14 protein-coding genes are annotated in these 14,066 nt (G+C 62.3%); 13 read left to right on the plus strand and 1 reads right to left on the minus strand.

Annotated elements, in window-relative coordinates:
* The first annotated feature begins 77 nt into the window (after positions 1-77).
* From CAF74_RS21195 to CAF74_RS21255, 13 genes are all read left to right on the plus strand, one after another.
* Positions 78-1,349: a glutamate-5-semialdehyde dehydrogenase gene (locus tag CAF74_RS21195; RefSeq protein WP_007958650.1), complete on the plus strand. Its 1,272-nt coding sequence runs from the start codon at positions 78-80 to the stop codon at positions 1,347-1,349.
* On the plus strand, positions 1,318-2,040 hold the full coding sequence (gene nadD, locus CAF74_RS21200; RefSeq protein ID WP_007958652.1) for a nicotinate-nucleotide adenylyltransferase: 723 nt from the start codon (positions 1,318-1,320) through the stop codon (positions 2,038-2,040). The genes CAF74_RS21195 and nadD overlap by 32 nt, the downstream gene beginning before the upstream one ends.
* A 72-nt stretch (positions 2,041-2,112) precedes the next feature.
* On the plus strand, positions 2,113-2,607 hold the full coding sequence (gene rsfS, locus CAF74_RS21205; RefSeq protein ID WP_007958654.1) for a ribosome silencing factor: 495 nt from the start codon (positions 2,113-2,115) through the stop codon (positions 2,605-2,607).
* 9 nt (positions 2,608-2,616) lie between these two features.
* The gene (gene rlmH / locus CAF74_RS21210) at positions 2,617-3,084 is read left to right on the plus strand and encodes a 23S rRNA (pseudouridine(1915)-N(3))-methyltransferase RlmH (protein WP_003185785.1); all 468 of its coding nucleotides are present in this window, start codon (positions 2,617-2,619) and stop codon (positions 3,082-3,084) included.
* 9 nt (positions 3,085-3,093) lie between these two features.
* Positions 3,094-4,989 carry a penicillin-binding protein 2 gene (mrdA, locus tag CAF74_RS21215; protein WP_007958656.1) on the plus strand — a complete coding sequence of 632 codons (1,896 nt, stop codon included), beginning with the start codon at positions 3,094-3,096 and terminating at the stop codon, positions 4,987-4,989.
* Positions 4,990-5,020: 31 nt separating this feature from the next.
* Positions 5,021-6,124, plus strand: coding sequence for a rod shape-determining protein RodA (gene rodA, locus CAF74_RS21220; protein ID WP_052026248.1), 1,104 nt, complete (start codon positions 5,021-5,023; stop codon positions 6,122-6,124).
* Between the two features lie 17 nt (positions 6,125-6,141).
* On the plus strand, positions 6,142-7,152 hold the full coding sequence (gene mltB / locus CAF74_RS21225; RefSeq protein ID WP_007958658.1) for a lytic murein transglycosylase B: 1,011 nt from the start codon (positions 6,142-6,144) through the stop codon (positions 7,150-7,152).
* Entirely contained in the window at positions 7,152-8,159 is a 1,008-nt protein-coding gene (locus CAF74_RS21230) for a septal ring lytic transglycosylase RlpA family protein (RefSeq protein WP_011336096.1), read from the plus strand. Before mltB ends, CAF74_RS21230 begins: the two co-directional genes overlap by 1 nt.
* A 183-nt stretch (positions 8,160-8,342) precedes the next feature.
* Positions 8,343-9,500: a D-alanyl-D-alanine carboxypeptidase family protein gene (locus CAF74_RS21235; protein WP_085747650.1), complete on the plus strand. Its 1,158-nt coding sequence runs from the start codon at positions 8,343-8,345 to the stop codon at positions 9,498-9,500.
* An 84-nt stretch (positions 9,501-9,584) separates the two neighbouring features.
* Positions 9,585-9,860 carry a DUF493 domain-containing protein gene (locus CAF74_RS21240; RefSeq protein ID WP_007958664.1) on the plus strand — a complete coding sequence of 92 codons (276 nt, stop codon included), beginning with the start codon at positions 9,585-9,587 and terminating at the stop codon, positions 9,858-9,860.
* Positions 9,860-10,507, plus strand: coding sequence for a lipoyl(octanoyl) transferase LipB (gene lipB, locus CAF74_RS21245; RefSeq protein WP_039771855.1), 648 nt, complete (start codon positions 9,860-9,862; stop codon positions 10,505-10,507). Before CAF74_RS21240 ends, lipB begins: the two co-directional genes overlap by 1 nt.
* A gap of 25 nt (positions 10,508-10,532) precedes the next feature.
* A complete protein-coding gene (gene lipA, locus CAF74_RS21250) occupies positions 10,533-11,531 on the plus strand; it encodes a lipoyl synthase (RefSeq protein ID WP_162130488.1) in 999 nt (332 codons plus the stop codon).
* Positions 11,532-11,704: 173 nt separating this feature from the next.
* Positions 11,705-12,652, plus strand: a complete 948-nt coding sequence (locus CAF74_RS21255) for an LD-carboxypeptidase (RefSeq protein ID WP_085747651.1) — start codon at positions 11,705-11,707, stop codon at positions 12,650-12,652.
* Between the two features lie 51 nt (positions 12,653-12,703).
* Here CAF74_RS21255 and CAF74_RS21260 read toward each other — a convergent pair whose 3' ends face one another.
* A complete protein-coding gene (locus CAF74_RS21260) occupies positions 12,704-14,026 on the minus strand; it encodes a lytic murein transglycosylase (protein ID WP_085747652.1) in 1,323 nt (440 codons plus the stop codon).
* Positions 14,027-14,066 lie beyond the last annotated feature (40 nt).

Below are 14,066 nucleotides of genomic sequence, written 5' to 3' on the forward strand. Positions count from 1 at the left end.
GCCCGTCACCGCTGTTAGTCCCGGGACGCGACAGCTATAATCTGCCGCTTTCCTCTTTGCCAAGACCCCAGCAGACCATGACTGAGTCCGTTCTTGACTACATGACCCGATTGGGTCGCGCCGCCCGCGAAGCTTCCCGCGTCATCGGCCGTGCCAGCACCGCGCAGAAAAACCGCGCCCTGCTGGCTGCCGCCAATGCCCTGGACGCCGCCCGCGCCGAGCTTGCGGCAGCCAATGAACAGGATCTGGCCGCCGGTCGCGCCAACGGTCTGGAGCCTGCGCTACTGGAACGTCTGGAACTGACCCCGGCGCGCATCGACGGCATGATCGTCGGTCTGCGTCAGGTCGCAGCGCTGCCGGATCCGGTCGGTGCGATCCGCGACATGAGCTTCCGTCCGTCGGGCATTCAGGTCGGCAAGATGCGCGTACCGCTGGGCGTGATCGGGATCATCTACGAATCCCGTCCCAACGTGACCATCGATGCCGCGAGCCTGTGCCTGAAGTCCGGCAACGCGACCATCCTGCGCGGCGGTTCCGAAGCGATTCATTCCAACCGCGCGATTGCCGCCTGCATCCAGCGCGGTCTGGCTGAAGCCGAACTGCCGGCTGCCGTGGTGCAAGTGGTGGAAACCACCGACCGCGCCGCCGTCGGCGCGCTGATCACCATGCCTGAATACGTCGACGTGATCGTGCCGCGCGGTGGCCGTGGCCTGATCGAGCGCATCAGCCGTGACGCCCGGGTGCCGGTGATCAAGCATCTTGACGGCATCTGCCACGTCTATGTCAGCGAACACGCCGACCTGCCGAAAGCCCAGCGCATCGCCTTCAATGCCAAGACCTACCGCTATGGCATCTGCGGTGCGATGGAGACCTTGCTGGTCGATCAAAGTGTTGCGAAGGATTTCCTGCCGTCGATGGCGAAGCAGTTCCGCGAGAAAGGCGTCGAACTGCGTGGCTGTGAACGCACCCGGGCGATCATCGAGGCCGTAGCCGCGACCGAAGAAGACTGGAGCACCGAGTACCTGGCGCCGATCCTATCGATCCGCGTGGTGGATGGCCTGGATCAGGCCATCGAACACATCAACCATTTCGGCTCCCACCATACCGACTCGATCGTCAGCGAAAACCTCGCCGACACCCGCCAGTTCGTGGCTCAGGTCGACTCGGCGTCGGTGATGATCAACACCCCGACCTGCTTCGCCGACGGATTCGAATACGGATTGGGTGCCGAGATCGGCATTTCTACTGATAAGCTGCACGCCCGTGGCCCGGTGGGCCTCGAAGGACTGACCTGCGAGAAGTACATCGTGGTCGGTGATGGCCAGTTGCGCGGCCAGGCGACGGTCTGACTTGTCCGACCTCGACCTGAAAGCGCCGAAACCCGGCAAGAAATCCCGTCCCCGGCGCATCGGCGTACTGGGCGGGACGTTCGATCCGGTGCATGTCGGCCATTTGCGCGGCGCGCTGGAAGTCGCCGAAGCGCTGGGGCTCGATGAGCTGCGCATGATGCCCAGCGCCCGGCCGCCGCACCGCGATACGCCGCAGGTGTCGGCGCAGGACCGGCTGGCAATGGTTGAATGTGCGGTGGCCGGTGTGCCGCCGCTGGTGGTGGACGCCCGCGAATTGCAGCGGGACAAACCGTCCTGGACCATCGATACCCTGGAGTCGCTGCGCGCCGAAATGGCCGCCGAGACCCAGGTTTTTCTGCTTCTGGGCTGGGACGCATTTTGCGGCCTGCCCACTTGGCACCGCTGGGAAGAGTTGCTCCAGCATTGCCACATCCTGGTGCTACAGCGCCCGGACGCCGACAGCGAACCGCCGGATGCCTTGCGCAACCTGCTGGCAGCGCGTTCGGTGAGCGACCCGCTGGCCCTGAAGGGGCCGAGCGGACAGATTGCATTCGTCTGGCAGACACCGCTCGCGGTTTCCGCCACCCAGATCCGTCAACTGCTGGCCAGCGGTAAGTCGGTACGTTTCCTGGTGCCCGACGCGGTCCTGGCCTACATCGATGCGCACGGTCTGTACCGTGCGTCGAACTGAACAAGGCGTGCTTCACTGATACGAATCCACGTGTCGCCAAGCCGCCGAAAATATGAGCAAAACGAGTTTTATATGACTGACAAAGACCAAACCAAAGTAAAGCGCAAAGGCACATTCAAGAGCGCCCCGCTGCCAGAGCCGGTCAACACCAACGAACCGCTGAAGGGCGACGAGCTGGTCAAGGTGGCCGTTGCAGCCCTGGAAGACGTCAAGGCCCAGGACATCCAGATCATTGATGTGCGCGACAAGCAGAGCATCACCGACTACATGATCATCGCCACCGGTACTTCCAACCGCCAGATCAACGCGATGCTGGACAAGGTTCGCGAAGAGGTCAAAAAGAACGGCGCCAAGCCGCTGGGCGAAGAAGGCAAGGGCGACAGCGACTGGGTGCTGCTGGACCTGGACCTGGTGATCGTGCACATGATGACCGCCTCGGCACGTCAGTTCTACGACCTGGAGCGCCTGTGGGCCGGTGCCGAGCAAAGCCGTGCGGCGGACGCCAAGCACCACAGCCCGGAAAACACCCACGAGCATTTCACCAAGCTCAACAAAGACCAGCTGTAAGGGATTGCTGTGCGACTGCGACTGATCGCCGTCGGTTCACGCATGCCCAAGTGGGTGGAAGAAGGCTGGCATGAATATGCCAAGCGTCTTCCGTCCGAGCTGGCGCTGGAACTGGTGGAAATTCCGCTCAATACCCGTGGCAAGAACGCCGACGTGGCCCGCTTCATCCGTCAGGAAGGCGAAGCCATGCTGGCCAAGGTCGGGCCGAACGAGCGGATCGTCACCCTCGAAGTTCATGGCAAGCCGTGGAGCACCGAGCAACTGGCGGTCGAACTCGATCGCTGGCGCCTGGACTCGCGCACGGTCAACTTCATGGTCGGTGGCCCGGAAGGGCTGGCGCCGGAAGTCTGTGCCCGCGCGGATCAGCGCTGGTCGTTGTCGCCGCTGACGCTGCCGCACCCGCTGGTGCGCATCCTCATCGGCGAGCAGTTGTATCGTGCCTGGACCGTGCTGTCCGGCCACCCTTACCACAAGTAATCCGCCCTCATGTCTCAGCCGATCCGCATCAAGGACCACGAAAAAGACGCCCGTCTGGTGCGTGGTCGCGTCGTGTTCGGCGCAATTGCGGTGGTGGCGCTGATCTGCGTGCTGATTGCGCGGCTGTATTACCTTCAGGTGATTCAGTACGAATATCACTCGACCTTGTCGGAAAACAACCGGGTGCATGTCCAGCCGATCCCGCCGACCCGTGGCCTGATTTTCGACCGCAACGGCGTGGTGGTGGCGGACAACCGTCCGAGCTTCAGCCTGAGCATGACCCGCGAGCGCTCCGGCGACTGGCAGCAGGTGCTCGACGTAATCGTCGAGGTCTTGCAGCTGACGCCGGAAGACCGGGTGATCTTCGAAAAACGCATGCGTCAGGGTCGCCGGCCGTTCGAACCGGTGCCGATCCTGTTCGAGCTGAGCGAAGAGCAGATCGCCCGGATCGCGGTGAACCAGTTCCGTCTGCCGGGCGTCGAGGTGGTCGCGCAACTGGTGCGTCATTACCCGCAGGGCGCGCATTTCGCGCACTCGGTGGGTTACATGGGGCGGATCAACGAGAAAGAGCTGAAGACCCTCGATCCGGTCAACTACAGCGGCACCCACCACATCGGCAAGACCGGCATCGAGCGCTTCTATGAAGCCGAGCTGCACGGTCAGGTGGGTTACGAAGAGGTCGAGACTAACGCCCGTGGCCGCGTCCTGCGCGTGCTCAAGCGTACCGATCCGGTGCCGGGCAAGGACATTGTCCTGAGCCTCGACATCAAATTGCAGGAAGCTGCCGAGGCCGCGCTTGGCGGTCGACGTGGGGCGGTGGTGGCGCTCGATCCGAAAACCGGCGAAGTGCTGGCGATGGTCAGCCAGCCGAGTTTCGACCCGAACCTGTTCGTCACCGGCATCAGCTTCAAGGCTTACGCCGAGCTGCGCGATTCGATCGACCGGCCGCTGTTCAACCGCGTGCTGCGCGGTCTGTACCCGCCGGGCTCGACGATCAAGCCGGCGGTGGCGATTGCCGGTCTCGATGCGGGCGTCGTGACAGCGTCGAGCCGGGTGTTCGACCCCGGTTACTACATGCTGCCCAACTACGACCACAAGTACCGCAACTGGAACCGCACCGGGGACGGCTTCGTCGACCTCGACACGGCGATCATGCGGTCCAACGACACCTACTTCTATGACCTGGCACACAAGCTGGGCATCGACCGGTTGTCGGCCTACATGAACAAGTTCGGCATCGGCCAGAAGGTCTCGCTGGACATGTTCGAAGAATCCCCCGGCCTTATGCCGTCCCGCGAGTGGAAACGCGCGACCCGGCGTCAGGCGTGGTTCCCGGGCGAAACCCTGATTCTCGGGATCGGCCAGGGCTACATGCAATCGACCCCGCTGCAACTGGCCCAGGCCACGGCGCTGGTGGCCAACAAGGGCGTGTGGAACCGCCCGCACTTGGCCAAATCCCTCGAAGGCGTGAAACCGGTCGATGAGAATCCGATGCCGGACATCATCCTGCGCGATCCGTCGGACTGGACCAAGGTCAACCATGGCATGCAACAGGTGATGCACGGTGCACGGGGTACGGCGCGTAAAGCGGCGATCGGCGCGCAATACCGGATCGCCGGCAAGTCCGGTACGGCGCAGGTCGTGGCGATCAAGCAAGGTGAGAAGTACGACCGCTCCAAGGTTCAGGAACGCCACCGCGACCACGCCTTGTTCGTCGGTTTCGCGCCGGCGGATGACCCGAAAATCGTGGTGTCGGTGATGGTCGAGAACGGTGAGTCCGGTTCCGGCGTCGCTGCACCGGTGGTGCGGCAGGTCATGGATGCCTGGCTGCTGGATCAGGACGGACGGTTGAAGGCCGAATACGCCAGCCCTATCAGTGCGGAGGCTACGGCCCGTGATGAATAATTTCGATCGCATGCTCTCCAGCGAGGATGTGATGCGTCGCCGTGCGACGCTGCTGCAACGTTTGCATATCGACGGTCCGTTGCTGGTGCTGCTGCTGATTCTCGCGGCCGGCAGCCTGTTCGTGCTGTATTCGGCCAGCGGCAAGAGCTGGGATCTGCTGGCCAAACAGGCCACGTCGTTCGGCATCGGTCTGGTGTCGATGATTGTCATCGCCCAGTTCGAGCCAAGGTTCATGGCGCGCTGGGTGCCGCTCGGCTACGTGATCGGGGTGGTGCTGCTGCTGGTGGTGGACATCATGGGCCACAACGCCATGGGTGCGACCCGCTGGATCAACATTCCCGGGGTGATCCGCTTCCAGCCCTCGGAATTCATGAAGATCCTGATGCCGGCGACCATCGCCTGGTACCTGTCCAAACGCACGCTGCCGCCGCAGCTCAAGCATGTCGGCATCAGTCTGCTGTTGATCGGCGTGCCGTTCGCCCTGATCGTGCGTCAGCCGGATCTCGGCACTTCGCTGCTGATTCTGGCCGGCGGCGCCTTCGTACTGTTCATGGGCGGGCTGCGCTGGCGCTGGATTCTCAGCGTGCTGGCGGCGGCGATTCCGGTGTCGGTGGCGATGTGGTTCTTCATCATGCACGACTACCAGAAGCAGCGAATCCTGACGTTCCTCGACCCGGAAAGTGATCCACTCGGCACTGGCTGGAACATCATCCAGTCGAAAGCCGCCATCGGTTCCGGCGGCGTATTCGGCAAGGGCTGGCTGCTGGGCACCCAGTCGCACCTGGACTTCCTGCCGGAAAGCCACACCGACTTCATCATCGCCGTGCTCGGCGAAGAGTTCGGCCTGGTGGGCATCTGCGCACTGTTGCTGATCTATCTGTTGCTGATCGGTCGCGGCCTGGTGATTACCGCCCAGGCGCAGACGCTGTTCGGCAAATTGCTTGCTGGCGCTCTGACCATGACGTTTTTTGTTTACGTTTTCGTCAACATCGGTATGGTCAGTGGCCTGTTGCCGGTGGTGGGGGTGCCGTTGCCGTTCATTAGCTACGGCGGAACTTCGCTGGTGACGCTGCTGTCAGCGTTTGGGGTTTTGATGTCGATCCATACCCATCGCAAGTGGATCGCACAGGTTTGAATAAGGTGAAGAGTTCAATGCAAGTAATGCGTGACTGGGCGACACGATACGCACCGTGGCTCGGCCTGGTAGGCATCCTTGGCAGCGCGCAGGAAGCGTTGGCCGGCGATTACGAAGGCTCGCCCCAAGTGGCCGAGTTCGTCGGTGAAATGACCCGCGACTACGGTTTTGCCGGCGAACAGCTGATGGCCGTGTTCCGCGAGGCCCAGCGCAAACAGGCGATTCTCGACGCCATTTCCAAACCCGCCGAACGGGTCAAACAGTGGAAAGAATACCGGCCGATGTTCATCACCGACGCGCGCATCGCCCGCGGTGTGGACTTCTGGCGTCAGCACGAGGCCACACTGGCCCGCGCCGAGCAGGAATACGGCGTTCCGGCCCAGGTGATCGTGTCTATCATCGGTGTTGAGACCTTTTTCGGACGTAATACCGGCAATTACCGGGTGATCGATGCCTTGTCCACGCTGGGTTTCGACTATCCTCCCCGTGCCGAATTTTTCCGCAAGGAGCTGCGTGAGTTCCTGCTGCTGGCGCGCGAAGAGCAGGTCGACCCGCTGACCCTCAAGGGTTCCTACGCCGGGGCGATGGGTCTGCCGCAGTTCATGCCGAGCAGTTTCCGCGCCTATGCGGTGGATTTCGACGGCGACGGCCACATCAATATCTGGAACAACCCGGATGATGCGATCGGTAGCGTCGCCAGCTATTTCAAGCGTCACGGCTGGGTCGCCGGCGAGCCGGTGGTCAGTCGCGCGGATGTACGCGGCGAGCAGGTGGATGAAGGCCTGACCACCGGCATCGAGCCGACGAAAACCGTCGGGGAGTTGCGAGCGCTGGGCTGGTCGAGTCATGATGCGCTGCGCGATGACATGCCGGTCACCGCATTCCGCCTGGAAGGCGACAATGGCCCGGAATACTGGATGGGCCTGAAGAATTTCTACGCGATCACGCGTTATAACCGCAGCGTGATGTACGCCATGGCCGTACATCAACTGTCTGAACAGCTGGTACAAGCACGGGGCGTCAAGTAATGCGGGCATTGCCTATCAATAAACCCCTGAAGCTGGTGGCTTTCGCTGCGTTGGCGGTACTGGTCGCCAGTTGTTCGACCAGCCGTTCGCCGAGCCAGAAGCCGACCACCGCCGTTCGCTCGCAGCCGGGCCTGGACATCAACCGGGCCCACAAGGACGGCGCGCCGTGGTGGGACGTCGACGTATCGCGCATCCCGGATGCCACGCCGACCCTGCACACCGGCCCGTACAAGGCCAACCCGTACACCGTGCTGGGCAAGACCTACTTCCCGTTGCAGGAATCCAAGACGTACGTGGCTTCCGGCACCGCGTCCTGGTACGGCACCAAGTTCCACGGTCAGAACACCGCCAACGGCGAGGTCTACGACCTGTACGGCATGAGTGCCGCCCACAAGACATTACCGCTGCCGAGTTACGTTCGGGTGACCAACCTGGACAACAACAAGAGCGTGATCCTGCGGGTCAATGACCGCGGGCCGTTCTACTCGGACCGGATCATCGACCTGTCCTATGCCGCCGCCAAGAAGCTCGGTTATGCCGAAATCGGTACCGCGCGGGTCAAGGTCGAAGGCATCGACCCGCAACAATGGTGGGCCGCCAAGGGCCGCCCGGCGCCTTTGATGCTCAACGAGCCGCAAGTCGCGCAGAATAGCGCCCCGGTGATCACGGCGTCGGCCGGTACCGTCGAGCAATGGACTCCGCCGCCGCAGCAGCACGCCGCGGCCGTCGTGCCAGTCCAGCTCGATGCAAAAAAAAACGCTTCTGCACCAGCGTCTGGCCAGTATCTGCAGGTGGGCGCGTTCGCCAACCCGGACGCTGCAGAACTCCTGAGGTCGAAGCTCAGCGGGATGGTGAGCGCTCCGGTGTTCATCAGCTCGATCGTGCGCAATCAGCAGACCCTGCACCGGGTTCGCCTGGGACCGATCGGTTCGCCGGGTGAAATTGCCCAGGTACAGAACAGCGTGCGCCTGGCCAACCTGGGTTCGCCAAGTGTGGTCACCGAGTAAACGTAGGACTTGATTGACGGTTCACCAGCGATTGGGGGGTGAACCAGGTTGTTGGCTCGTCGAAGAACAAAAGCCCGGCAAGGGTGACTGGAGTGAGCAACTGAACACGCGATGGCCCGTTAGAAAGCCATCTGATTAATTTTGCCCGCAAGGGCAGTTTCCATTAGCGATTTCGAGAGACGGATGAACATCACCACCTTTGCCAAACGCCTGTGTCTGCTAGTCCCGCTGCTCCTCTCGCCTGCCGTGTTCGCGGCCGAGATGATGCCGTCGCCACCACAACTGGCCGCCAAATCCTACGTGCTCATGGATGCCAACAGCGGCAACGTGCTGGTGGAGAACAACGGTGACCAGCGTCTGCCGCCGGCCAGCCTGACCAAACTGATGACCGCGTACATCGCCACGCTGGAAATCCGTCGCGGCCAGATCGGTGAAAACGACCCGGTGACCGTCAGCGAAAACGCCTGGCGCACCGGCGGTTCGCGGATGTTCATCAAGGTCGGCTCGCAGGTCACTGTCAGCGACCTGCTGCACGGCATCATCATCCAGTCCGGCAACGACGCCAGCGTCGCGGTGGCTGAACATATCGCCGGCAGCGAAGATGCGTTCGCCGACCTGATGAACAAGACCGTCGCCGATCTGGGCATGACCAATACCCACTTCATGAACCCGACCGGTCTGCCGAACCCCGAGCACTACTCGTCGGCTCACGACATGGCGATCCTGGCGCGCGCGATCATCCACGAAGACCCGGCTCACTACGCGATCTACTCGCAGAAAGAGTTCTTCTGGAACGGCATCAAACAGCCTAACCGCAACCTGCTGCTGTGGCGCGACAAGACCGTCGACGGTCTGAAAACCGGTCACACCGACGAAGCCGGCTACTGCATGGTGTCCTCGGCCGTACGTGACGGCATGCGCCTGATCGCCGTGGTGTTCGGCACCAACAGCGAAGTGGCCCGCGCCGCCGAGACCCAGAAGCTGCTGACCTACGGTTTCCGCTTCTTCGAAACCCAAACCTTCTACCAGAAGGGCACTGAACTGGCTCAGGCCCCGGTGTGGAAAGGTACCACCAGTCAAGTCAAGGCCGGCCTGGCACAAGACCTGACCATGACCCTGCCGAAAGGCCAGCTGAAGAAGCTCGCTGCCAGCATGACCATGAACCCGCAACTGACCGCGCCAATCGCCAAGGGTGACGTGATCGGTAAAGTCGAAGTGAAACTGGACGACAAGGTGGTGCACAGCGCCGACCTGATCGCCCTGGACGCTGTCGAGGAGGGTGGTATCTTCCGCCGCATGTGGGATAGCATCCGTCTATTCTTCTACGGCTTGTTCAACTGATTCGAGTTGACCTGCATGGCCCCGTTCCGGTCCGGAGCGGGGCCTTGTTCGTTACCGGGCTTACGCTTACGAGGCCGTTACGCCATGACCGATACCGAAGTAAAGGCGCCAAAGATCGAATTTCCCCAGGTTGATTATCCGGTTAAGGTGATCAGCGATACGGGCGTCGGCAACAAAGACAAGATCATCGACATCGTCAAGAAACACGCCAAGATCAACGATGAGCGTGTCGACGAGCGTCAAAGCAGCAACGGCAAGTACACCACCATCCAGTTGCACATCGTCGCGACCGACCAGGATCAGCTGTACAACATCAACAGCGAACTGCGGGCCACCGGTTTCGTGCACATGGTGCTGTGATGCCGGGCACGCTGGGCTTTCGCGAGCTTGGCCAGATGGCTTACGAGCCGGTCTGGCAGGCCATGCAACGTTTTACCAACGAGCGTGGCACCACGGCCCCGGACGAAATCTGGCTGGTGGAACACCCGCCGGTGTTCACCCAGGGCCAGGCCGGCAAGGCCGAGCACCTGTTGCTGCCGGGGGATATTCCGGTGGTGCAGGTCGACCGCGGCGGTCAGGTGACCTACCATGGCCCAGGCCAGTTGGTAGCCTATCTGCTGCTGGACGTGCGCCGACTCGGTTTCGGCGTGCGCGATCTGGTCAGCCGCATGGAGCGCTGCCTGATCGAACTGCTGGCCAGCTACGGCGTGACCGCCGTGGCCAAGCCGGATGCTCCCGGCGTCTACGTCGACGGAGCGAAGATCGCTTCTCTGGGTTTGCGGATTCGCCATGGTTGTTCCTTTCATGGCCTGGCCCTGAACGTGGACATGAACCTGGAGCCGTTTCGACGGATTAATCCCTGCGGCTATGCCGGGCTGGCGATGACCCAGCTGAGCGAGCACGCAGGATCGATTGAATTTGCCGAGGTAAGTGCCCGGCTGCGCGCGCAGCTCGTCAAACACCTCGACTATGCTGAGCAGACGACCCTGACGGGCGGAATCGACTGATATGACTACTGATGCAGTGCAAACCATGATCCCGACGCTCGACGTGACCGAGCGCCCGGCCCCGCGTCCCAAGGTTGAAGCCGGCGTCAAGCTGCGCGGCGCCGAGAAGGTTGCACGCATCCCGGTGAAGATCATTCCGACCACCGAATTGCCGAAGAAACCCGACTGGATCCGCGTGCGCATCCCGGTTTCGCCGGAAGTCGACCGCATCAAGAGCCTGCTGCGCAAGCACAAGCTGCACAGCGTCTGCGAAGAGGCCTCCTGCCCGAACCTGGGCGAGTGCTTCTCCGGCGGCACCGCGACCTTCATGATCATGGGGGACATCTGCACCCGTCGTTGCCCGTTCTGTGACGTTGGCCACGGTCGTCCGAAGCCACTGGACGTCAACGAGCCGGAAAGCCTGGCCATCGCCATCGCCGACCTGAAACTCAAGTATGTGGTGATCACCTCGGTTGACCGCGACGACCTGCGTGACGGCGGTGCCCAGCACTTCGCCGACTGCATCCGCGAAATCCGCAAACTGTCGCCGAACGTGCAGCTCGAGACCCTGGTTCCGGACTACCGTGGCCGCATGGACATCGCCCTGGAAATCACCGCGGCCGAGCCGCCGGATGTGTTCAACCACAACCTGGAAACCGTACCGCGCCTGTACAAGGCTGCGCGTCCGGGTTCGGACTACCAGTGGTCGCTGACCCTGCTGCAACGCTTCAAGCAGATGATGCCGCACATTCCGACCAAATCCGGCCTGATGCTGGGTCTGGGCGAGACCGACGACGAAGTCATCGAAGTCATGAAGCGCATGCGCGAACACGACATCGACATGCTGACCCTGGGCCAGTACCTGCAACCGTCCCGCAGCCACTTGCCGGTGCAGCGTTTCGTGCACCCGGACACCTTCGCCTGGTTCGCCGAGGAAGGTTACAAGATGGGCTTCAAGAACGTCGCGTCCGGCCCGTTGGTACGTTCTTCGTACCACGCCGACGAACAGGCGAAACTGGTCAAGGCCGAGCTGCTCGGTTCCTGATTCAGCGCTGAAAAAAAAATGCCCGCCGGGGTTTATCGCCCGGCGGGCATTTTTTTGCCTGGCTTACACTCTTTACTGACTTTTCCTGCAATTTGCGGCGCGGCCGAGCCTCTTCTGTTTGTCGCCGTTCCTGACTACTGTGTGAGCATGACTTCACACAGGGAGATCCATGGATGACCGTTCGACCGACCCACACCCTTTTTCCGCACAAGCCCGTGCCCGCGCTGCCGTCGGAAGGGCTGATAGGCGTCATTGCGCCCGCCGGCCCCGGCACGCTCGATACCGAAAAGGCCGTTCAGTGGATGCGCGCCCGGGGTTACGGTTTGCGGGTGTTCCCTGGCGTCTACGAGAAGGATGGCTATCTGGCCGGCAGCGACGAGGTGCGGCTCAACGATCTGCACGCGGCGTTCGCTGACGAGGAGGTGGATGCAATCATTTGCCTGCGCGGTGGTTACGGCACGCCAAGGTTGCTGGACCGGATCGACTACGACTTGCTGAGCCGCCATGCCAAGCCCTTTGTCGGTTACAGCGACATCACCGCTCTGCACCTGGCCATCAGTCGCTACGCCGGGTTCGTGACCTTTCATGGGCCGTTATTGAATGCCGATCTGCTGGGTGACAAGGAACCGCCGACGGTGACGTCGTTCTTCGCCATGCTGCGCGGTCAGTTGAAGGCCGGCAGTGTGCTGAGTCATCCGGCGGCTTATCCATTGACCACCGTGGAGCCCGGCATTGCTCACGGGCGTTTGCAGGGTGGCAATCTGGCGATGATCGCCGCGACCCTGGGCACGCCTTACGAAATCGACGTCGAAGGGGTGATTCTGCTCATCGAGGACATCAACGAGCCGCTGTACCGGATCGACCGCTTGCTGACCCAGATGCGCCTGGCGGGCAAATTGGCCCGATTGCGTGGCGTGTTGGTCGGGGACGTGGCGGGCGTGGATGTCGAGGCCTTGAACCGCTTGCTCAAGCAGACCTTTGAACCCCTGCGGATTCCGGTGCTTTCAGGATGGCGTAGCGGGCACTGTAATCCGAACCTGACGCTGCCGTTGGGGGCGCTGGTTCGACTGGACGCAGGGAAGAAGGAGTTGATGCTGGAACAGGATGTGGTGATTCGCTGATCGAGCCGCAAAAAAAGACCGCCGCCTGAAGAGGCGGCGGTCTTTTGGTTTTTACTGGTTACGCAGGCTTTCCAGCAGCTTGTGCGTCGGATAACCATCCGCCGGCCAGCCGAATGACTGCTGCGCAGCGCGAATCGCCTTGCGCGTATTGGCACCGATGATGCCGTCGGCGGTGCCTGCGTCGTAGTTGCGCGCGGTCAGTAGGTTTTGCAGTTCGATCCGTTCGGTGCGGCTCAACGGCAGATCGTCTTTTGGCCAGCTGCCATTGATCAGGCCGGCACCGTTGAAGCGCTCGGACAACAGGCTGACGGCCAGTGCGTAGGACGACGAGTTGTTGTATTTGAGGATCGCCCGGAAGTTATCGAGGATCAGGAACGCCGGGCCGCGGTAGCCGGCCGGCAGCAGCAGGGCGGCGGACAGTTGCTCGGAGCCGGCCGGCACCTGGCCGCCGTTCGGCAGGATCACACCCAGTTGCCGCCATTCGGCGACGCTCTTGCGAATTGCGCCGTCGGCCAAGGTGTAGTTGAAACCGCTCGGCAGCTGCACTTCGAAGCCCCACGGCTGGCCACGCTGCCAGCCGGAGCTTTGCAGGTAATGCGCGGTGGAGGCCAATGCGTCAGCGGGGCTGCCCCAGATGTCGCGGCGACCGTCACCGTCGAAATCCACGGCATGAGTGTTGTAGGTGGTCGGGATGAACTGGGTCTGGCCCATGGCGCCGGCCCAGGAGCCGAGCATTTTCTCCGGCGTGATGTCGCCCTGTTGCAGGATCTGCAGCGCCGCAATCAGCTGCGCATGGGCAAAGCCCGGGCGGCGGCCTTCATAGGCCAGGGTCGCCAGCGAGTTGATCACCGACTTGCTGCCCTGGAACTGGCCGAAGTTGCTTTCCATCCCCCACACCGACACCAGCGCCTGACGATCGACGCCGTAACGCTGTTCGATGCTTTGCAGAATATCGGCGTACTGGCTGATCAGCGCCTGGCCTTTGCGCACGCGCAACGGCGACAGTGCGCCATCCAGGTATTCCCAGACCGGCCGGGCGAACTCCGGCTGGCTGCGGTCGGCTCGAATAACGCTGGCATCGAAGCTGACATTGGCAAATGCGCGGTCAAACAGGTCGGCACGGATGCCGGCAGCCAGAGCTTCCTTGCGGAAACCGGCCTGCCATTCGGCAAAGGTCTGGGTCGGTTGCAGGTCGAGGTTGTCACCGGACGGCACTACCGGCGGGATGACCGCTGGGGCTGTGGCAACGGGAACGGTCTGAAGCGGTTGAGCGTCGGCGGCGGTGGGTTTTTCCGCGCAGGCGACGAGCAGTACGAAGCTGGAGGCAGCGATCAGTTGGCGGAAGGGCCAACGACGGGAAAGACTGAGGGGCATGCACAGGTCCAGGGGATACGAATCAGGTGCAGACCTTAAC

The sequence above is a fragment of the Pseudomonas sp. R45(2017) genome, from assembly GCF_002112305.1.
Taxonomy (GTDB): domain Bacteria; phylum Pseudomonadota; class Gammaproteobacteria; order Pseudomonadales; family Pseudomonadaceae; genus Aquipseudomonas; species Aquipseudomonas paraglycinae.